Annotated in this window: 13 protein-coding genes, 2 tRNA genes and 3 rRNA genes; 5 read left to right on the plus strand and 13 right to left on the minus strand. The window is 49.9% G+C overall.

Features of this window, described 5'->3' with window-relative positions; all coding sequences use genetic code 11:
* Positions 1 to 433: 433 nt before the first annotated feature.
* Both trxA and dnaE read right to left on the minus strand, forming a co-directional pair.
* On the minus strand, positions 434 to 748 hold the full coding sequence (gene trxA / locus CCC32_RS05735; protein ID WP_044065252.1) for a thioredoxin: 315 nt from the start codon (positions 746 to 748) through the stop codon (positions 434 to 436).
* A gap of 211 nt (positions 749 to 959) precedes the next feature.
* On the minus strand, positions 960 to 4,685 hold the full coding sequence (gene dnaE / locus CCC32_RS05740) for a DNA polymerase III subunit alpha (protein ID WP_287072945.1): 3,726 nt from the start codon (positions 4,683 to 4,685) through the stop codon (positions 960 to 962).
* A 208-nt stretch (positions 4,686 to 4,893) separates the two neighbouring features.
* On the opposite strand from dnaE, the gene CCC32_RS05745 reads away from it, so the two are divergent.
* From CCC32_RS05745 to bamJ, 5 genes are all read left to right on the plus strand, one after another.
* Entirely contained in the window at positions 4,894 to 5,583 is a 690-nt protein-coding gene (locus CCC32_RS05745) for a phosphatidylserine decarboxylase family protein (RefSeq protein WP_287072946.1), read from the plus strand.
* Between the two features lie 250 nt (positions 5,584 to 5,833).
* Positions 5,834 to 6,574 carry a CDP-alcohol phosphatidyltransferase family protein gene (locus tag CCC32_RS05750; RefSeq protein ID WP_287072948.1) on the plus strand — a complete coding sequence of 247 codons (741 nt, stop codon included), beginning with the start codon at positions 5,834 to 5,836 and terminating at the stop codon, positions 6,572 to 6,574.
* A 140-nt stretch (positions 6,575 to 6,714) separates the two neighbouring features.
* Positions 6,715 to 7,095 carry a DUF4834 family protein gene (locus CCC32_RS05755; RefSeq protein ID WP_287072951.1) on the plus strand — a complete coding sequence of 127 codons (381 nt, stop codon included), beginning with the start codon at positions 6,715 to 6,717 and terminating at the stop codon, positions 7,093 to 7,095.
* A gap of 100 nt (positions 7,096 to 7,195) precedes the next feature.
* Positions 7,196 to 8,353: a hypothetical protein gene (locus CCC32_RS05760; RefSeq protein ID WP_287072954.1), complete on the plus strand. Its 1,158-nt coding sequence runs from the start codon at positions 7,196 to 7,198 to the stop codon at positions 8,351 to 8,353.
* Between the two features lie 13 nt (positions 8,354 to 8,366).
* A complete protein-coding gene (gene bamJ / locus CCC32_RS05765; RefSeq protein ID WP_278841309.1) occupies positions 8,367 to 8,765 on the plus strand; it encodes a BamJ family beta-barrel-assembly machinery protein in 399 nt (132 codons plus the stop codon).
* Positions 8,766 to 8,909: 144 nt separating this feature from the next.
* Here the strand turns inward: bamJ and CCC32_RS05770 are convergent, their stop codons facing one another.
* The 11 genes from CCC32_RS05770 to CCC32_RS05820 all read right to left on the minus strand — a co-directional run bounded on the left by CCC32_RS05770 (position 8,910) and on the right by CCC32_RS05820 (position 20,196).
* Positions 8,910 to 9,968: a glycerate kinase family protein gene (locus CCC32_RS05770; protein WP_287072957.1), complete on the minus strand. Its 1,059-nt coding sequence runs from the start codon at positions 9,966 to 9,968 to the stop codon at positions 8,910 to 8,912.
* Positions 9,965 to 11,644, minus strand: coding sequence for a DNA recombination protein RmuC (locus tag CCC32_RS05775; RefSeq protein ID WP_287072959.1), 1,680 nt, complete (start codon positions 11,642 to 11,644; stop codon positions 9,965 to 9,967). The genes CCC32_RS05770 and CCC32_RS05775 overlap by 4 nt, the downstream gene beginning before the upstream one ends.
* Before the next feature lie 254 nt (positions 11,645 to 11,898).
* A complete protein-coding gene (gene pyrH / locus CCC32_RS05780) occupies positions 11,899 to 12,609 on the minus strand; it encodes a UMP kinase (RefSeq protein ID WP_287072961.1) in 711 nt (236 codons plus the stop codon).
* Between the two features lie 21 nt (positions 12,610 to 12,630).
* Positions 12,631 to 13,452: a biotin--[acetyl-CoA-carboxylase] ligase gene (locus CCC32_RS05785; protein ID WP_287072964.1), complete on the minus strand. Its 822-nt coding sequence runs from the start codon at positions 13,450 to 13,452 to the stop codon at positions 12,631 to 12,633.
* 105 nt (positions 13,453 to 13,557) lie between these two features.
* On the minus strand, positions 13,558 to 13,932 hold the full coding sequence (locus CCC32_RS05790) for a YraN family protein (protein ID WP_042517346.1): 375 nt from the start codon (positions 13,930 to 13,932) through the stop codon (positions 13,558 to 13,560).
* A gap of 111 nt (positions 13,933 to 14,043) precedes the next feature.
* On the minus strand, positions 14,044 to 14,610 hold the full coding sequence (xpt, locus tag CCC32_RS05795) for a xanthine phosphoribosyltransferase (RefSeq protein WP_022317138.1): 567 nt from the start codon (positions 14,608 to 14,610) through the stop codon (positions 14,044 to 14,046).
* A gap of 471 nt (positions 14,611 to 15,081) precedes the next feature.
* Positions 15,082 to 15,194 (minus strand): 5S ribosomal RNA (rrf, locus tag CCC32_RS05800).
* Positions 15,195 to 15,274: 80 nt separating this feature from the next.
* Positions 15,275 to 18,170: ribosomal RNA gene (locus CCC32_RS05805) — 23S ribosomal RNA — on the minus strand.
* Positions 18,171 to 18,318: 148 nt separating this feature from the next.
* Positions 18,319 to 18,392, minus strand: a tRNA-Ala gene (locus tag CCC32_RS05810).
* Between the two features lie 24 nt (positions 18,393 to 18,416).
* A tRNA-Ile gene (locus tag CCC32_RS05815) sits at positions 18,417 to 18,490 on the minus strand.
* Between the two features lie 174 nt (positions 18,491 to 18,664).
* Positions 18,665 to 20,196, minus strand: a 16S ribosomal RNA gene (locus CCC32_RS05820).
* Together the 16S, 23S and 5S rRNA genes with 2 tRNA genes alongside form the textbook arrangement of a ribosomal RNA operon.
* Between the last annotated feature and the right edge of the window lie 572 nt (positions 20,197 to 20,768).

Consider the following 20,768-nt stretch of genomic DNA (forward strand, 5'->3'; position numbering starts at 1 on the left):
TTTACCCGATCAAATCCCAATCCTATATGCCATACTATACGTAAAGCCATAGTATGACAGCCATTTTTTATTCAACCCAAAACGGTCATTAGGCCGTTAAATGTGATATTTTATAACTGCTTGCAGTCTTTTGCTTTTTATAAGGCGTCTTTTGTCCGTTTTTAATTCGCAATAGCTTGCTATTACTCATTAAAAGCCAACCAAAATCCACTCTTCTAAAAATCAAAATCCAAGCAAGCCCTAACGACCGATTTGGGTTCAAATGCAAAGATAGGACAAAATATTTACATTTACAAGCATATTGACTAAATAATTTACAGGAAAAAGAAAATCGTTCCATACCGCTATATCAACAGCGACATGGAACGATAATTTATTTTCTACCGCCCAACCAGCCTACAATACCGACTGGCAAAGGAGCATTACAATCTGCTTAGAGCAGAGTCTCGAACTTCTTCTGGATAGCAGCCTTAGACTGTCCGCCAACGAGACGGTCTACGACCTCGCCGTTCTTAATGAACAGCAGAGTCGGGATGTTGCGGATGCCATACTCCATAGCGATGTCGTCGTTAGCCTCAACGTCACACTTGCCTACTACTACCTTGCCGTCGTATTCCTCTGCAAGCTCTGCCACGAAAGGAGCGATGGCACGGCATGGTCCACACCATGTTGCCCAGAAATCCACTACTAATGGCTGCTCGCCATTCTTCAAACTCTCAAAGTTCTCTGAGGTGATTGTTACTTCCATTTTATTTTTGTTTTATTGTTCTTGTTATTAAATTCTAAGGATGTCTTTCATACTCCGCATGTCATCACCCCTGGCTGCCACAACCGGCATTTCCCTGTTTATCCAAGGTGCTTTCCATGGGTTGCCACAGCCTCCGCGTATGACCTGCATTCAAATTGCGCCACAAATTTAGCTCTTTTTTATGAGATGCGAAGCTTTTTATCAATATTTTTCAATTTATATGATATTCCAACGCTTCGTTCTCCTTGATGAAAGACAACAGATCTTTAGTCACGTTCACACTCATGCCCTTCGAGCGCATGGTGATGCTGCGACGGTCTTCAATGCTGTCGAGCTGCACATAGACATGCGTCGGGCCTGGATCAGCTGAGAGTTTCTGACACAGGTCTGTGACGAGCGTAGTGGATATTTTATGCGAATCGATGACTATGGTGAGCTTCTCGATACGTTTGTCCTTCACGGTCTGCAGATACTGAATATCGGAGATATTGAAATCATAGAAATTGCTGCCGGCATACATCTGGGTTATCTGTGCCTTGATATACACCGATGCCCCGATGGAGAACATTCCCCTCCAGCGTCCCCACGCCTCTCCGTAAAGAGCAATCTCACCAGAGCCTTCAAAATCTTCGAGCATGACAAAGCCACATGGTTTACCTTTCTTTGTCATCGACTCGCGGACGTTGGTCACGATACCTCCTACGGTGATGTCGCCACGGTCCATCAGTTCCTTTTTGTCTGCCACCTCCGGACATTTCGTGTTGCAAAGGTTTTCGAGCACCACAGCATAGCTGTCGAGAGGATGCGCCGAGAGATAGATGCCCACGAGGTCGCGCTCGCGGTTGAGCCTCTCTATGTCGCTCCACCGTTCACACTCAGGAATCTTGGGCGTTGCGATTTCCACTTCTTCATCAGCAAACATACTGAAGAGGTTGTTGCTTGCCTGCTGCTTTGACACCTGGTATGCCTGTCCGAAACGCAGCAGCGTATCGAAGAAGTTTTCTCCCTTCTCGTTCTGTGCGAAATATCGTTCACGGTCTATACCGAAGCTGTCGAAGCCTCCGCTGAGCGCCAAGCTCTCGAAGCATTTGCGGTTGCAGGCGCTGAGGTTCACTCGCTGCACAAAGTCGAAGATATCCTTGTAAGGTCCATTTTTCTCTCTCTCGGCAATCAGCGATTCGGCAGCTGCCGCTCCCATTCCCTTGATGGCGGCGAGTCCGAAACGGATGGCTCCGCCTTTGTTCACGCTGAACTTGTTGCGGCTCTCGTTCACGTCGGGTCCGAGGGTCTCTATTCCCATCGCCTTACACTCATCCATGAGTTTCGTGATTTCGGTGATGTTGGCAAGGTTCCGGCTCATGTTGGCAGCCATGTATTCGGCAGGATAGTGTGCCTTGAGATATGCCGTCTGATATGCCACCCATGAGTAGCAGGTGGCATGCGACTTGTTGAAGGCGTAGCTGGCGAACTTCTCCCAGTCTGCCCATATTTTCTCGAGCACCTTCGGGTCGTGGCCGTTTTTCTTTCCGCCCTCGATGAACATCGGCTTCATCTGGTCTACGATGGCTTTCTTCTTCTTTCCCATCGCCTTACGCAGGGCGTCGCTCTGGCCTCGGGTGAAGTCGGCGAGCTGACGGGAGAGAAGCATCACCTGCTCCTGATACACCGTAATGCCGTAGGTGTCTTTCAGGTATTTCTCCATGCAAGGGATGTCATATTTTATCTCTTCCTTGCCGTTCTTACGGGCGATGAAGGATGGGATATAGTCCATTGGTCCCGGACGGTAGAGGGCGTTCATGGCGATGATGTCCTCGAATGTCGTGGGATGCAGCTCGCGCAGGTATTTCTGCATTCCGGCAGACTCAAACTGGAAAGTTCCGATGGTGCGTCCTTCGCTGTATAGCTGATATGTCTGCAGGTCGTCGATAGGGATAGTATCGAGGTCTATGTCTATGCCCCGGTGAAGCTTCACGTTCTCCACTGCCTCTTTCAGGATGGATAGGGTCTTCAGTCCGAGGAAGTCCATCTTGATGAGTCCGGTCTCCTCAATCACGTGTCCGTCGTATTGCGTACAGAGCAGTTTGTGGCCGGGGTCCGACTTGTCTTCTGCCGTTGACACCGGCACCCAGTCGCTGATGGCGTCGCGGCATATGATGGTGCCACAGGCATGGATACCTGTGCCACGCACAGTGCCCTCAAGCATCTTGGCATAAGTTATGGTGTTGCGCATCCGCGGGTCTGGAGAAGCCTCTGCCTCTCTCAGCGCCGGCACGCATTTGATGGCGTTCGGAAGGTTCATCTTCAGCGAGTTTCCTTCTGAATCCGACAGTTTGTCAGGTATCTGCTTGCAGAGGGCGTTCACCTCGGCAAGCGGCACTTTCTCCACTCGCGCCACGTCTTTGATGGCGTTCTTCGTCGCCATCGTTCCGTATGTGATGATATGCGCCACCTTGTCGTGGCCATATTTGTCTTCCACCCATTCCAACACCTTGCCTCGTCCGTCATCGTCGAAGTCGGTATCGATATCGGGGAGCGATATACGGTCGGGGTTGAGGAAACGCTCAAACAGCAGGTCGTATTTCATCGGATCTATCTTGGTGATGCCCAGACAGTATGCCACGACGGATCCTGCTGCCGATCCACGTCCCGGTCCCACCATCACTCCCAGCTCGTCGCGTGCCGAGTTGATGAAATCCTGCACGATGAGGAAGTATCCCGGAAATCCCATCGTCTTCATGATATGCAGCTCGAACTTCACTCGTTCGTGCACTTCCTTCGACAACGGATCGCCGTAGCGTTCCTTTGCTCCGTCGTAGGCGAGCTTGGCAAGATAGTCTGCCTCAAACTTTATCCTATACAGCTTGTCGATGCCTCCCAGCTTTTTTATCTTCTTGTCTGCCTCATCCTTCGGCAGCGGATTCTCGCCGTTCTCGTCTGAGGTGAACTCATGGTATAGTTGTTCCGGCGTGATGTTGCGGCGTGTGTCTTCCTCTGTTCCGAATTCTTTGGGGATGGGGAAGAATGGCATGATGGGGGCATGGTCGATGGAGTATGTCTCCACCTTGTCGAGAATCTCAATTGTGTTAGACAGCGCCTCCGGCACATCGGCAAACACCTCGTTCATCTCCTCACGGGTCTTGAACCACTCCTGCTTGGAGTAGAGCATACGGTTGGGGTCATCGAGGTCGCGGCCGGTGGATAGACACAGCAGATGGTCATGTGCCTCGGCATTGTCTTTGTCCACGAAATGGGCGTCGTTGGTACATACCACCTTTATGCCATATTCTTTGGCAAGCTGCAGTATCACCCTGTTCGCCTTCTGCTGCAGCGGGAATGTCTCTCGGTTTGCCCTCTGGTTGGGATCTTTCACTTCGTGCCGCTGCAGCTCCAGATAGTAGTCGTCGCCAAACACCCGCTTATACCACTCTATCGCCTCACGTGCTCCCTCGATGTCGTCGCGCAGGATTTTTGCCGGCACCTCGCCGGCGATACATGCCGAACACACGATGAGGTCTTCATGATATCTCTCCAGGTCCTCACGGTCGGTTCGCGGACGCATGTAGAATCCATCTACCCATGCACGGGAAACGAGCTTTATCAGGTTCTTGTATCCGTTGTAGTTCTTGGCGAGCACTATCAGGTGGTATCCGCTCTTGTCCACCTTTGGGTCGCTGCGGTCTGACTTCTTGCGGCGCGCCACATACATCTCGCAACCGAAGATGGGTTTGAATTCAGGCTTGCCCTCGTCGCGGAGCTTGCCGTTCACCTTGTTGCAATAGTTGAACAGCTCCTTGATTCCGAACATGTCGCCGTGGTCGGTTATCGCCATTCCCTTCATGCCGTTGGCAACGGCCTTGTCCACGAGCTTCGATACGCTCGACTGTCCGTCAAGGATACTGTAATATGTATGTACGTGTAAATGTATGAAATCCTGCATCACTGAGTATAAGGTGGTTAAGTTTTCTGTTTTACTTTTTGCTATAAAAGTGGCTCAAAGTTACGCTTTATCCATGAAATGGCAAAAGAATAAGAACAAAATTTGCGAAATACGCAAAAAAGCGGTATCTTTGCAGATGCTTTAAAAACAAGCTTCTATTTTACGACGAATGCTTTAAAAACAAGCTTCTATTTTACGACGAAATACTATGGGTAAGAAAATAAAAAAACTGAAGTACGTAAGAATACATAGAGAAGGAACAGACACACTGCTCTACGGGGCGATTTTCGTCGTCGCCGTCGCTGCAATACTCTGGTTCTATGTAGACTGCAAAGCGGCTTTCTGGAGCTTTGTCGGCGTCTTCGGAATCGTCTATGCCATAGTGCTGAACTTTTTCCGCTGCCCAAAAAGATATTTCGAGGGCGACACCGACAAGGTGGTAGTAGCACCTGCCGACGGAAAGATTGTGGTTATCGAAGAGGTTGAGGAAAACACTTATTTCCACGACAAGCGACTAATGATAAGCATATTCATGAGCCTTTTCAACGTGCATGCCAACTGGTTTCCCGTTGACGGCAAAGTGAAATTCGTTAACCATCAGAACGGAAACTTCCACAAGGCATGGCTACCGAAAGCAAGCGAGGAGAATGAGCACGCTGACATAATGCTTGAGACCGAAGACGGCACGGAAATCCTGTGCAGACAGATTGCGGGAGCCGTGGCACGAAGAATCGTGACATACGCGAAGCCGGAAGAAGACTGCTACATCGACGAGCATCTTGGATTCATCAAATTCGGTTCAAGAGTGGATGTATATCTGCCACTCGGCACGGAGGTGTGCGTGAAGATGGGACAAAGCACCACCGGAGACAAGACCGTCATCGCAAAGCTCAAATAAGAGCACACACATGATGAGGAAACCATAAAGCCATAGACTCATGACCCTACGCCAAAGGCCGGGCTGCAAGAGTCTATGGCTTGTTTTTATAAAGAATGGCGGACAACAACGCCATATAGAAGGCAACGGCAAATACGCGGAACACGAAAAGAGCAATCACCAAGCCTCATCCGCCAGACCTGCAGACAAGAACCCATCAGAGAGAAAAACAACAAACAAAACAACGAAACAAAAGGAAGGAGAAAAAGAAATGGCAAACTTCATCACCAAAAACATACCAAACACCATAACCTGCTGCAACCTCATATCAGGCTGCATAGCCACATCTTTCGCATTCGTCAACCGCCCTGAACTGGCTCTGTTGTGGATAATCATAGGTGCCGTGTTCGACTTCTTCGACGGCATGAGCGCAAGACTGCTCGGAGTGTCGTCGCCGATAGGAAAAGAACTGGACTCGCTCGCCGACGACATCACGTTCGGAGTAGCACCGGCAACTATGGTGTTCGCCGAACTTGCCGTGATGGACTATCCCGCCACTCTCGAACCGCTGCGGCAATACCTGCCATACTTCGCATACATAATGGCGGCATTCTCAGCGCTCAGACTCGCGAAGTTCAACCTCGACACCCGACAGGCCACATCGTTCATCGGACTGCCGACACCTGCCAATGCCCTGTTCTGGGGATCGCTCATCGTGGGAGCAAGAGACCTGCTGGAGGCTTCGTCATACAACGTGTTCATCGTAATGGCAATGGTACTGCTGACCAGCTACATACTGATTGCCGAAATACCGATGTTCGCATTGAAATTCAAAAACTGGGGATGGAAAGGAAACGAAGTGAAGTACATATTCATCATAACCTGCATCCCACTGATAGCCTTTTTCCAACTCTCGGCATTCGCCATAATAATAGCATGGTATGTCATTCTGTCGGTTTGCGTGAACAAGACAGCAAAGAAAACCGCCCCTGCCAACGACCCGAAGGCATAGGAACACCCTCTGCCGGTCAAATGGCATCATATTTGCCGGTCCAAAGACAGAAGCGACTGCTCACCCCTATGCGAATATCGTCATTATTCAAGGCAAGGGAGAGAGCGGCATAACGACAGTACTCACCAAAACATCTCAACATGGAACTGCTATTATACATCATACTCTTCTTCTTAATCTACTGGGGAATAAGGGGTGCAATAAAACTCTTTGTGATATTCAGACAGATACACAAAGTGAAAAAGCAATTCGACGATCTCAACAAACAGTGGAACGGCAACAACCCATTCGGCGACAATGCACAAGGCGGATTCGGAAACGGCACTTCTCGTAACGGATTCGGGAGCAGCCCTAACACAGGCAACAGCAACAGCCAAACCTCCGGCAATACCAGTTCCTCACGCCGCTACACCACTACGACTGGCGACGTGATAGAAGACCGCCGCACCGAAGACGAGATAAACCGCCGCATATTCACCCAAGACGAAGGAGAATATGTGGACTTCGAGGAAGTGGAATAAGCAGAATACCTTTTGACGAATTAGGGGCGTTTTTTAAGCAACAGAGACTCATTATTCGGATTTTTTATCTACTTTTGTAAATGAAACAAAACAGAACGTTATGATTATACATGTAGCCAATCCGATTTACGACTCCGTGTTCAAATATCTCATGGAAGACGAGCGCATAGCCAAGACCATACTGTCGGCTTTGCTGAAGAAAGAAGTGATCCACGTGACGGTGCGTCCACATGAATACAGCAACACCACACGCGACACCCTGTCTATGTTCCGCATAGATTTTGCGGCGACAGTGCGTGAGCGCGAAGGCGGTGCGATAAAGGACCGCATTGTTCTGATAGAGCTGCAGAAGACATGGCTCAACACCGAGACCCTGCGTTTCCGCCAATATCTCGGAGCCCAATACAGCAACAAGAACAACATGCGCGAAGCCGATGAGAAAGGCTTTGCCTACCCGATGGTAGCTGTTTATCTCCTCGGGCACAAGGTGGGAAACATCAAGGAACCGATAGTATATGTCAATCATGACGTGTTTGACTATAACGGAAACGTCGTGGCCGACGTCAATGAAGAGCCTTTTGTGGAAAGTCTGACCCACAATAGCATTATTGTGCAGATTCCTCTTCTGCATGGCAATGTGAACAACAGACTTGAGAAGGTGCTCAGCGTGTTCGACCAGACCCAAGTTGAGGGCGACACGCAACAGGTACTTAAAATAGACGAAGACAAGTATGCTGATGACAGCGACATGCTGTACGTGCTGCATAAGCTCACAGCTGCTGCCGCAAATTCAGAGATGCGTCAGGACATGAATGTAGAGGATGAATACTACAAAGCCATTGAAGACCGTGATACAGCTATAATGCAGCGCGACAAAATGCTCAAGGAGCAAGAGCAGCAGTTGTCACAGCAAAGCGAACAGTTGTCGCAGCAGAGCGAACAGTTGTCGCAGCAGAGCGAACAGTTGTCACAGCAGAGCGAACAGTTGTCGCAGCAGAGCGAACAGTTGTCGCAGCAGAGAGAACAGTTGTCGCAGCAGAGAGAACAGTTGTCGCAGCAGAGCGAACAGTTGTCACAGCAGAGCGAACAGTTGTCACAGCAGAGCGAACAGTTGTCACAGCAGAGCGAACAGTTGACTTTGAAGGATGAACAGCTACGCAATATGGCTAAAGCGTTGTTTAGCAAAGGAATGACAGAGGAGCAGATTTCGACAATGACTGGCATTAGTCTTGAAAACGTAGTGAAACTTCTGAAATAGGAAATAATAAAACATGAAGAAACAGGAATATGCCAAAGTCAACAAAGAATGGCTATTGGAGAAAGCAAAGGAAGAGGGGGTCAGGGAGATTCCCGGAGGCATATATTATAAGGTATTGAAGGAGGGACTCGGCGACGGGCGACACCCGTCGAGGCGCAGCATCGTGACCGCCCACTATACGGGACGCACGATAAACGGCAAGAAATTCGATTCCTCGCTCGGCGGTGCACCGCTCGCCGTGCGCCTCTGCGACCTCATCGATGGATGGATTATCGCCATGCAGCAGATGTGTGTGGGCGACAAATGGGAGGTGTACATACCGGCGGAGAAAGGCTACGGCAAATTCTCACAGCCGGGAATACCGGGCGGTTCCACGCTCGTGTTCGAAATTGAACTGTTGGGCATTGCCTGACAGTGTATATCCAGAAGATTATCCAGCCTATACTTCACGAGGCAAAAACCATATACCTTTGACTCGTAAAGCATAGACCTACGCTTCAGATACTATAACGATGAGTTCACACTTGGCGAGAAAAGCGGCAACGGAAATTAAGTTTTAAATAAATGAAGCGGCAAAGCGACGGAGGTTGCTGAATGCCACTTCTTTTTTTATTGCCTCTTCCAACGGCATGCCTTCCGGCGTTATGCTTTCTACAAAGGTGAAGCCTGCGGAAAGAAGTTCGTCCTTGTCTTCCACTCCGCCGGCTACAAGTCCTACGGGTACCCCCAACTGCTTTCCACGCAACAGGATACGCTGCGGAAGCTTGCCCATCAAGGTCTGGCGGTCGGCACTTCCTTCACCCGTAATTATCAAATCAGCATCTTTTATCTTTTCATTGAAGTCCGTGAGGTCCAAGAGCAGGTCGGCACCCGACTTCATCTCTGCTCCGAGATATTGCATGAAGGCATAGCCCAACCCTCCGGCAGCTCCTGCTCCCGGTTCGTTTGACTTGTCGAAACCGAAATGCATGGCAGATTTCTCGGCAAAGAGACGGGCACGGCGGTCGAGCTGTTCCACCATCTCTGGTGTTGCTCCCTTCTGCGGAGCATAAACATAGGCTGCACCGTTCTCACCGCAAAGATGATTGGTTACATCGGAAGCGAGAGTGAACCTGCATTCGCCAAGTTCCGTCTTCATCGCCTCATCGAAATTCTTGCCACGGGCAAAGATATCCACGAGCGCACGAATCATTCCTATTCCTGCATCGCTCGTCCCCGTGCCGCCCAGTCCGATAATGAAATTGCGGCAGCCCCGCTTTATGGCTCTCGACAGCAACTCCCCCACTCCATACGTGGTGGCACGCATCGGATTGCGCTCATCCTCCTTTACGAGATTCAGTCCACATGCCTGTGCCACCTCTATTATCGCCGTGCCGTCGGGCGCAATGCCATATTGGGCATCCACACGACGCATCATCTGGTCGTGGATATACACCGGCTCCAATGTTCCGCCGAGGGCTGCGGTAAAGGCATGGAGCATCCCGTCGCCTCCGTCTGACATCGGCAGACAGACTGTCTCTATTCCCTCACGGCAGAGGGTTTCTGCCAATGCCGTCTCCACTTCGACCGACGACAGGCATCCCTTGAATGAATCTATGGCAAGAATGTATTTCATGAGTCCGCCTCCTCGTTGCCAGTCGGTATATGTGAGTTATTGTCTGTTTCATTGTCTGCCGCTGCCACATCGGCATCACCAGTCTGATGATGGGCGAGCAATGGAGCGTCGTCAGACTCTATGTATATAGACTCGTCCATTTCGGCGAGTGTCTTCTTGCGCTGGTTTTCCTTAGCTCCTGCCTTGAGCAGCTTCCGCGCTGCCGTTATGATGCTCGGACCGCTGTCGGCGGTGGTGATCTTCAGTTTGGTCATCTTCTTTATAGTGTCGTTCATGCTCGTCTCCACATCCATGAAGCGCACTCCGAAATCCTGTACACGGTCTATCACCTGGTTAGCGGCGTCGATCATCACCTGCTGGTTCTTGAGCTGTCTCACCTGTGTCCACATCATCTCCAGCACACGTAGGTTCATATACATGGTCTGCGGACCGAGAATCATCACGCCCTCGTCGTATGCCTCGCGCCATAGGGTGTCATCATTGAGCAGAGCAAGGTTGAGAGCACCTTCTATCGGCACGTACATGATGGCGAAATTTAGCTTGTTGTATCCGTCGGGCAGGAATTTGGTGTATTCCTTACGGGCAAGTCGGCGCACCTGAGCCCTAACACTCGCAATATGTGCCTTGAGATATTCCGACTTTTCCGGTGTGCCGTCGGCGGCATTCATATAGCGCTCGTAGTCGGTGAGCGACATCTTTGAGTCTACCACGACGTGACGGTTGTTGGGGAAATGAAGGATGAAGTCGGGCACCAGTCCCTTTCCGTCGTCGCCTCTGGCTGATCGTCCAGCCTTGTCGCGGAGCGTTTCCTGGGTATCAAACTGTTCGCCTTCCTTGAGTTCCAGGTCTTCGAGAAGCTGCTTGAGTTTCAGCTCGCCGAAATTTCCCTGCACCTTCACCTCACCGGTGAGCGCACGGGTAAGCCTGTCGGCGGTCTCGCCCAGGGCGGCACTCTTCTGCATGTTTATCTTTATCGTTTCGTCAAGACGCGTGAGGGCTTCGTTCTGCTGGAGCTTAGACTTGTTGAAGGCTTCCTGCATATCTTTCAGACTCTGCTGCAGAGGGTCAATGATTTTCGACACCTGCTCTTTGTTCCTCTCGCCGAGTTCGTCTTGTCTACGCTTCAGCACCTCTTCAGAGGTGGTCTGCATCTGTTCCTTTATCAGCTTCAGCTGACTGTCCACCTGCTCACGGTTCATTGTCTTCAGGGCCTCAATCTGTTTCTCGGCGCTCTCCTTGGTCTGGGCTAGCTGGGTGTTGAAGTTATCCCTAAGCTCGGCAACCTGCCGGTCGTATGAAATTCTCAGTTCTGCAATCTGCTTTTCATACGAAGTCTTATGGTCGGCAAGGAGCACATCATGCTGCTCTTTCTGCCTACGGAGCCGGTTCTCGAAATCTTCTTTCTGCATGGCGATGGTCTGCACGGCGTTGTCGGCCTTGGCTTTCTGCACATCCCTTTGAGAGGTGAGTTCGCGAATCTCATCGGTCATACGGGCTACGGTGCTGTCTCTCTCTTTCAGCCTGGCTTCAAGGGATGCAATCTGTTCACGCATATTGTCAAGAAGTTGGGAATTGTCTGGCGAATTGGCGTTCTTGCCTTTACTTCCCAAATAGTAGCCGATGAAAAGCACGGCTACAGACGCCACTATTGCTATTATCAAATATGTCTCCATCATTATTTGTCGTTTACATGAATATGAATCTAATTCGGCAGTCAGATGGGGGATTGCCGTTTATCCCAAATGCCCGTTAGATTGTTTTATACAATATTATATAAGACGGTCGAATGACCGTTTTAGGGATTAAGCCCGATTGACAATTAGAATCTCCGGGATTTCTGACTAAAGCCAAAGCAGCTGTGTCATGCCATCATCATGGACAAATGGCAAGACACAGCTACTATCACAGTTTGATCTTATGACATTCTGTATCAGTTGTGCACGAGTGTACCGATCTGCTCTCCGTCCATCACTTTCTTCAGGTTGCCCACGATGTCCATGTTGAACACATATATCGGCAGGTTGTTCTCCTTGCACATTGTTGTAGCAGTAAGGTCCATGACCTTCAGTCCGCGAGTGTAGATCTCGTCGTAGGTAATCTCGCTGAACTTGGTAGCTGTAGGATCTTTCTCCGGATCAGCGGTATAGATACCGTCTACTCTTGTCCCCTTGAGCATCACGTCGGCCTCAATCTCTATTCCACGGAGTGAAGAACCGGTATCGGTGGTGAAATACGGACTTCCCGTTCCTGCTGAGAAAATACATACGTATCCTGCCTCCATTGCCTCGATAGCCTTCCACTTGTTGTAGAACTCGCCGATAGGCTCCATGCGGATAGCTGTGAGCACCTTGGTCTTCACACCTACAGCTCCGAGGGCGGAACTGAGGGCGAGGGAATTGATGACAGTGGCACACATTCCCATCTGGTCGCCTTTCACACGGTCGAAGCCCTTCCCGGCACCGCTGAGTCCACGGAAGATGTTTCCGCCGCCGATGACGATTCCTATCTGCACTCCCATCTCATACACTTCCTTGATCTGGCGCGCATAGTCGTTGAGACGTTCCACGTCGATACCATAATTCTGCTTGCCCATAAGACTCTCGCCGCTGAGCTTCAAAAGGATTCTATTATACTTTGCCATGTTATGTTTGATTTTTATATTCTATCTTTGTTTCAATTTGAATTTCACTTCCTTGAACTCGTATTCAGAAAGCATCCCGTCATCTCTGCGCAACATGATATGCCCGTTCTGACCAACATCCTCAATACGAGCATAAAACTCGCCGTCGCCATCTATATATCCATAGGAACCGTAACGACGGTAGAGAACACCCATATACTCTTCCTTCAATTTTGCATACTCGCCCGCATTGACAATGGCGAGATAATGCTCAAACTTGGCGAGCACTGCCTCGAAGACTTTCTTCAACGGCACCGTGCGGCGCATTATCTGTGACAGAGAAACGGGATTTGGAGCATCGCTGACGAATTCTCGCTGATTCACATTGATGCCGCTGCCGATGATACAGCTCTTCACTCCACTACTGTTTATCTCACATTCTGAAAGCGTGCCGCTGATCTTAAGATCGTCCCAATATATGTCGTTGGGCCATTTGATGGTGAAACCGCGACAGTCAGTTCCGCTTGCCACCGACCTGCCGAACATAAAGTCGTAGTCTTCCAACGTCGACCAGCTCCTCACGCTCTTCACTTCCGCATCCAAAGCGGAACGGATGGCGAGAGCCATTGCTTCGAGCATGACATACTGACTGTTGGCTGGCAGATTCTCAGGATGTACCTTTACGCTGAACGTAAGGTTCTTGCCATCCTCGCTCTCCCATTTATTATCACCGTGTCCACGACCGGCAGTCTGGTTCCTGCTAACGACTACTGTCATCAGCTCACCCTCCTCACCGTCATAGTCATGAAGATAACGGTTTGTAGAGTCTACGGAATCAAGTTCTATAACCTTTATTCTTTCCAATATTAATCCTCAAATATTATTAGTTCTATGTTGTTCTTGAAATAGCATTCCACACGCTGTTACAGAATCGTTCAATATAGTTCTTGAAAGAGCTGTAATACCGCATTATCTGAAATAATAAGGCAAGAAAGCACTTTCAATATGATCTATACTGCATTTGCCATCTGCTCCCTTTGCCACAATCGAAATGATATCAAATCTGATCTGCAGGTCAATACCATTCATCTTTACGTAATGATTGGCTGCAAGAGTGATGTTCTTTATCTTCTTCCAGTCGACAGACTGCTCCGGCCGCATGAAGGTGTCGTTTCTCCTTGTCTTCACTTCCACAAATACAAGCGTGTCATCAGAAATTGCAATGATATCAATATCCTTATGCCCATATCTCCAATCTCTCTCCAATATGGCATATCCCTTCTCAGAAAGATAATGTACAGCGAGATCTTCTCCCCATTTACCGAAATCATTATGCTGTGCCATATGCGGATTTTGAAATATTAGAAATAGTAATTGTCAGAATTACCTGTCCAGAGAAATATTGAACTTAGAAGAACATCTTAAACAGTCGCTGAAGACAAGTGCAGAAAAAATTTATTTCAGCAATATCTTACAGTCATCAAGACTCTCCACAGTAGCCAAAGCCTCATATCGGATATTGTGTTCGCGAAGGAAATCTCCGCCATGCTGGAAAGCCTTCTCGATTATGAATCCCATCGCCTCGATTGTTGCTCCTGACATCTTGCATAGGTCTATCACACCATTTGCAGCATTGCCATTGGCAAGGAAGTCGTCGATGAAGAGCACATGGTCATCAGGGGTCAAAAAGGAATTGCTGATGCAGACAGTATAATCTCTATCTTTGGTGAATGAATGGACTACAGTTGAAAGCATATTATCCATAGTCTTAGGCTGTTTCTTTTTGATGAAAACCACAGGTAACTGCTTCAAATATCCGACAAGGATGGCCGGAGCGATACCACTTGCCTCAATGGTAACGATCTTGTTGATGTTCAATCCATCAAATAGGCGAACAAACTCCTTAGCCACATCCATCATGAGATTAGGGTCCATCTGATGGTTGATAAAACTGTCAACTTTCAAAATTCCTCCAGGATAGCATTTGCCATCCTGCATAATCCTTTCCTTTAAGATATCCATGTGTTTTTAATATTTTCCACAAAGGTAAATAATTATATGAAAAAAGGAAAATAATGAAGAAAGAAAATAGATTATAGTCTTAGAGATTTATTCATTCTGGATAAATTCTAAAGAAAAGTAGACATACTGAAGTATCAAAAACAATATAATGAGATAAGTATGTGACATGGATGCCAAACCAACAAACAAAATACTCGCCGAAGTCAAGAATATGAAAAACTCCTCAAAACCACTTTTTCCCCAAAACCTTCAACCATCTGGTCCCATATCCGGAAGTGTCTATAATTCAGTCACTTCCGTCTGTTTCTGCATGCAAAAACCATCTGGTAATTGTCCGGACAATTCAATTATCGTCTGATGAAAACAGACATGACGCTGCATGAGAACCAAGGAAGACCCTGATGCGTACAGACACGCAAAAAAAATCCTCCGGAGGATTGCTCTTCCGGAGGATTCAAGTCTTAAAGTGAAAAAAGGCGGTTACCTACTCTCCCACATTGCATTGCAGTACCATCGGCGCAAGCGGGCTTAACTTCTCTGTTCGGAATGGGAAGAGGTGGAACCCCGCCGCTGTCGCCACCTGATATGGGGGACATGCGTAATGTTACAGACTTCTTGTCCTGTAGAATTGACAGTTGCAATACAACTGAAAGTGTGTGCCGGAAAGCGAAAGCTCTCGGGCAATTAGTAGCGCTCGGCTTTGACGTCGCCGTCTTTACACCTGCGCCCTATCAACGTCGTCGTCTGCGACGACCCTCAATGGAGTTCTAATCTCGTGGAAAGCTTCGCACTTAGATGCTTTCAGCGCTTATCCGATCCAGACGCGGATACCCGGCGGTGCGCCTGGCGGCACAACCGGTACACCGGAGGTCTGTCCGTCACGGTCCTCTCGTACTAGTGACAGCACCACTCAAAACTCCTGCGCCCACGATAGATAGAGACCGAACTGTCTCACGACGTTCTGAACCCAGCTCGCGTGCCACTTTAATGGGCGAACAGCCCAACCCTTGGGACCTTCTCCAGCCCCAGGATGTGACGAGCCGACATCGAGGTGCCAAACCACCCCGTCGATATGAGCTCTTGGGGGGGATCAGCCTGTTATCCCCGGAGTACCTTTTATCCTTTGAGCGACGGAGTTTCCATACACATCCGCCGGATCACTATGCCCCAGTTTCCTGCCTGCTCGGGATGTCTCCCTCCCAGTCAAGCGCCCTTTTGCCATTGCACTCTTGAAGGCCGCTTACCAAACGGCCCGAGGGCACCTTTGGAAGCCTCCGTTACGCTTTTGGAGGCGACCACCCCAGTCAAACTACCCACCAAGCAGTGTCCGCGACTATCCGCGTTAGACCTCAGACAGCCAAAGGGCCGTATTTCAAGGATGGCTCCACAACGCCTGGCGACGCCGCTTCGAAGCCTCCGGCCTATCCTACACATCGGATGACCAAGGTCAATGCTAAGCTGTAGTAAAGGTTCACGGGGTCTTTTCGTCCCATCGCGGGTAATCGGCATCTTCACCGATACTACAATTTCACTGAGCTCATGGCCGAGACAGCGTCCGGATCATTACACCATTCGTGCAGGTCGGAACTTACCCGACAAGGAATTTCGCTACCTTAGGACCGTTATAGTTACGGCCGCCGTTTACCGGGGCTTCAATTCAATGCTTCCCTTGCGGTGACATCTCCTCTTAACCTTCCGGCACCGGGCAGGTGTCAGGCTGTATACTTCATCTTTCGAGTTCGCACAGCCCTGTGTTTTTGTTAAACAGTTGCCTGGACCTATTCTCTGCGCCTCACCCGGAGGTGAGGACCCCTTATCCCGAAGTTACGGGGTCAGTTTGCCTAGTTCCTTAGCCATGAATCTCTCAACGCCTTAGTATGTTCTACCCAACTACCTGTGTCGGTTTGCGGTACGGGTACCGCCAACATGAGTTTAGCCCATTTTCTCGGGAGTATGCTTACCCTCGCTCTCAGGTTCCCCCGAAGGGGACCCCGTACTTTCGGGTTTCAGCTCAAACGCCGGATTTGCCTGGCATTCTCATAGCCTACGCCCTTCAACGCCCTATTCCGTCAGGGCGCGGAGGTGTCACTGCTCCGTCTGGACATCACTGATGGCGGTAGTCACGGAATGTTGACCGTGTCTGCCATCGGCCTCGCCGCTCGGCTTAGCCTTAGGACCCGACTGACCCCAGGATGAATGGCATTGCCTGGGAAACCTTAGTCGTTCGGCGGGAGGGGTTCTCGCCCTCCTAATCGTTACTTATACCTACATTTGCTTTTCCATAGGCTCCAGCAGTAGTCACCTACTGCATTCTACGCCGATGGAATGCTCCCCTACCGATACTTTTATTATTTGCTATCCCGCGCCTTCGGTGCCTGTCTTATACCCGATTATTATCCATGCACGGACCCTCGACCAGTGAGCTGTTACGCACTCTTTGAATGAATGGCTGCTTCCAAGCCAACATCCTGGCTGTCTCAGGGACCACACTTCGTTAGACTAACTCAGACAGAACTTCGGGACCTTAGACGGCGGTCCGGATTCTTCTCCTCTCGGGGACGGACCTTAGCACCCGCCCCCTTACTGCAGGAATACTAAGCGTGAGCATTCGGAGTTCGTCAGGTCTCGATAGGCGGTGAAGCCCTCTTGACCTATCGGTCGCTCTACCTCTCACGCTGACCTTCCCACGCGGCACCTAAATGCCTTTCGGGGAGTACGAGCTATCTCCAAGTTTGATTGGCCTTTCACTCCTACACTCACCTCATCCAGAAGCTTTTCAACGCTTATTGGTGCGGTCCTCCATCCCGTGTTACCGGGACTTCAACCTGGACAAGTGTAGATCACTTGGTTTCGCGTCTGCCTCCGCCAACTTGACGCCCTCTTCAGGCTCGCTTCCACTACGGCTTCGTCCCTCATGGGACTTAACCTCGCTGGCGACGGCAACTCGTAGGTTCATTATGCAAAAGGCACGCCGTCACATCTCATGGATGCTCCGACCGCTTGTAGGCGCATGGTTTCAGGATCTCTTTCACTCTTCTCGTCGAAGTGCTTTTCACCTTTCCCTCACGGTACTGGTACACTATCGGTCTCACGGGAGTATTTAGCCTTGCCGGATGGTCCCGGCGGATTCGGGCAGGATTCCTCGTGTCCCGCCTTACTCAGGATACCGCTAGGCCTTCGCTCGCTTCACGTACGGGGCTTTCACCCTCTACGGCCGGACTTTCCAGTCCATTCTGTTCACGATAAAAGTACCACAGCGCGGTCCTACAACCCCGGCGTTGCCTTGACAACACCGGTTTGGGCTCTTCCCCGGTCGCTCGCCACTACTGGGGGAATCATTGTTTATTTTCTCTTCCTGGAGGTACTAAGATGTTTCAGTTCCCTCCGTTCGCCTCCGGACTTTTGTCCGGATGACAGTCCTTCAGACTGCCGGGTTGTCCCATTCGGAAATCCCTGGATCAACGGTCATTTGCACCTCCCCAAGGCTTGTCGCAGCTTATCACGTCCTTCATCGCCTCCGTGAGCCTAGGCATCCGCCATACGCCCTTTCTTACTTTCGCCTGTGTCCACATGTGAACCGTAATTCACAAGGGACCTAGCCCATACTTTCAGCTGTATTGAAATTTTCTTTTCTACAGTTTTGTCTGTAACAACATGTCAAAGATCGTCTGTCGATTCATAACCATACGAATACGGTTGTCGACTGCGTGGAGAATAACGGGGTCGAACCGTTGACCTCTTGCATGCCATGCAAGCGCTCTAGCCAACTGAGCTAATCCCCCATGCTTAAGAAATTGTTTTCCTTGTAGTCCCAGGCAGACTTGAACTGCCGACCTCCACATTATCAGTGTGGCGCTCTAACCAACTGAGCTATAGGACTGTGTCGGACGCTACCGTCAAGTCAAACTGCGGCTCAAACTCTTTCAAGGGTTTTGCCCGGTTTCATTTTTCTCTATTTTAAAAACAGGAGTTCGTGAGTACAAGAAGATTTTTGGAAAGACCTGATTCCGTATCTTCTGTCTTACAGGTGCACCTTTTCGAAAGGCATCTCCAGAAAGGAGGTGTTCCAGCCGCACCTTCCGGTACGGCTACCTTGTTACGACTTAGCCCCAATCACCGGTTTCGCCCTAGGCCGACCCTTGCGGTCACGGACTTCAGGCGCCCCCGGCTTTCATGGCTTGACGGGCGGTGTGTACAAGGCCCGGGAACGTATTCACCGCGCCATGGCTGATGCGCGATTACTAGCGAATCCAGCTTCGTGGGGTCGGGTTGCAGACCCCAGTCCGAACTGGGGACACTTTTGCGATTGGACGGACGTTGCCGGCCGCCGGCGCTCTGTATGCCCCATTGTAACACGTGTGTAGCCCCGGACGTAAGGGCCGTGCTGATTTGACGTCATCCCCACCTTCCTCACACCTTACGGTGGCAGTGTCCGCAGAGTGCCCGGCATCACCCGATGGCAACTACGGAGAGGGGTTGCGCTCGTTATGGCACTTAAGCCGACACCTCACGGCACGAGCTGACGACAACCATGCAGCACCTTCACAGAGACCCCGAAGGGCGTCATTATCTCTAAATCCTTCCTCTGCAATTCAAGCCCGGGTAAGGTTCCTCGCGTATCATCGAATTAAACCACATGTTCCTCCGCTTGTGCGGGCCCCCGTCAATTCCTTTGAGTTTCACCGTTGCCAGCGTACTCCCCAGGTGGGATGCTTAACGCTTTCGCTTGGCCACTCGCCCAGGTGGGCGAATAGCGGGCATCCATCGTTTACCGTGCGGACTACCAGGGTATCTAATCCTGTTCGATACCCGCACTTTCGAGCCTCAGCGTCAGTTGCGCTACCGTCAGCTGCCTTCGCAATCGGAGTTCTTCGTGATATCTAAGCATTTCACCGCTACACCACGAATTCCGCCAACGTCCCGCGTACTCAAGTGGACCAGTTCGCGCCGCACGTCCGCCGTTGAGCGACGGAATTTCACGACACGCTTAACCCACGGCCTGCGCTCCCTTTAAACCCAATAAATCCGGATAACGCCCGGACCTTCCGTATTACCGCGGCTGCTGGCACGGAATTAGCCGGTCCTTATTCAAATGGTACATGCAATGCGGGACACGTCCCGCACTTTATTCCCAAACAAAAGAGGTTTACAACCCGTAGGGCAGTCTTCCCTCACGCTACTTGGCTGGTTCAGGCTTGCGCCCATTGACCAATATTCCTCACTGCTGCCTCCCGTAGGAGTTTGGACCGTGTCTCAGTTCCAATGTGGGGGACCTTCCTCTCAGAACCCCTACTGATCGTCGCCTTGGTGGGCCGTTACCCCGCCAACAAGCTAATCAGACGCATCCCCCATCCCATACCGCCAGTCCTTTCGTCATCAATATATGCATCTTAATGACAGCATACGGTATTAATCCGCCTTTCGACGGGCTATCCCGTGGTATGGGCCAGGTTGGATACGCGTTACTCACCCGTGCGCCGGTCGTCATCCTGGAAGAGCAAGCTCTACCAGATGTTACCCCGCGACTTGCATGTGTTAAGCCTGTAGCTAGCGTTCATCCTGAGCCAGGATCAAACTCTCCATTGTATAATATCTTTATAATGACCTTTCCCGAAGGAAAGTTCGTTTTGTCTCTGTTCAGAATGCCTCCGAAAATCATTCGGTATCACCTTCAGAAATTGATAGGTTTCGTTCTACCCAGAACTCCTTTATCCATGACCCCTATATAATATAAGGTGGAAAAGAAGCTGCTTCTTGTACTACTACTTCTCTGTTTATTGTAATCTTTTCAAAGAACTCTTTCTTTTGTCGCTCTTTCTGACTTAGTAACTGTTTGTAACAGCGTTCGTTCTCAAAAGCGGATGCAAAGGTATGGGTTTTTCTCATACCATCCAAATGTTTTCAAAAAGAAAATGAGAAAAAAGTGACGGTTTTCCTTTTATTTGACAGAAAACAAAGAAAAACGTGGTTATTCACCTTATATATTAATGCGCACGCATGAGGGGCAATTTCAGAAAAACGCCTGACGGCATATTGAAACCGTCAGGCGTTGTCAATTAGATATTTCCGTATTGATGTTATGGGATATTATTTCAATGTGAAGTTGTGCAGGACTGGAGCATCTCCTTTTGGATCGAGTGCTTTGTCGAGCTCTTCCT

The sequence above is a fragment of the Prevotella sp. LMAG:51 genome, from assembly GCF_008680225.1.
In the GTDB taxonomy this organism is placed as follows: Bacteria; Bacteroidota; Bacteroidia; order Bacteroidales; family Bacteroidaceae; genus Prevotella; species Prevotella pectinovora.

What these genes read in the sequence shown, in the direction of transcription:
- trxA (WP_044065252.1), bottom strand. Translation starts at nt 748, where the DNA reads ATGGAAGTAACAATCACCTCAGAGAACTTTGAGAGTTTGAAGAATGGC.
- dnaE (WP_287072945.1), bottom strand. Translation starts at nt 4,685, where the DNA reads ATGCAGGATTTCATACATTTACACGTACATACATATTACAGTATCCTT.
- CCC32_RS05745 (WP_287072946.1), top strand. Translation starts at nt 4,894, where the DNA reads ATGGGTAAGAAAATAAAAAAACTGAAGTACGTAAGAATACATAGAGAA.
- CCC32_RS05750 (WP_287072948.1), top strand. Translation starts at nt 5,834, where the DNA reads ATGGCAAACTTCATCACCAAAAACATACCAAACACCATAACCTGCTGC.
- CCC32_RS05755 (WP_287072951.1), top strand. Translation starts at nt 6,715, where the DNA reads ATGGAACTGCTATTATACATCATACTCTTCTTCTTAATCTACTGGGGA.
- CCC32_RS05760 (WP_287072954.1), top strand. Translation starts at nt 7,196, where the DNA reads ATGATTATACATGTAGCCAATCCGATTTACGACTCCGTGTTCAAATAT.
- bamJ (WP_278841309.1), top strand. Translation starts at nt 8,367, where the DNA reads ATGAAGAAACAGGAATATGCCAAAGTCAACAAAGAATGGCTATTGGAG.
- CCC32_RS05770 (WP_287072957.1), bottom strand. Translation starts at nt 9,968, where the DNA reads ATGAAATACATTCTTGCCATAGATTCATTCAAGGGATGCCTGTCGTCG.
- CCC32_RS05775 (WP_287072959.1), bottom strand. Translation starts at nt 11,644, where the DNA reads ATGATGGAGACATATTTGATAATAGCAATAGTGGCGTCTGTAGCCGTG.
- pyrH (WP_287072961.1), bottom strand. Translation starts at nt 12,609, where the DNA reads ATGGCAAAGTATAATAGAATCCTTTTGAAGCTCAGCGGCGAGAGTCTT.
- CCC32_RS05790 (WP_042517346.1), bottom strand. Translation starts at nt 13,932, where the DNA reads ATGGCACAGCATAATGATTTCGGTAAATGGGGAGAAGATCTCGCTGTA.
- xpt (WP_022317138.1), bottom strand. Translation starts at nt 14,610, where the DNA reads ATGGATATCTTAAAGGAAAGGATTATGCAGGATGGCAAATGCTATCCT.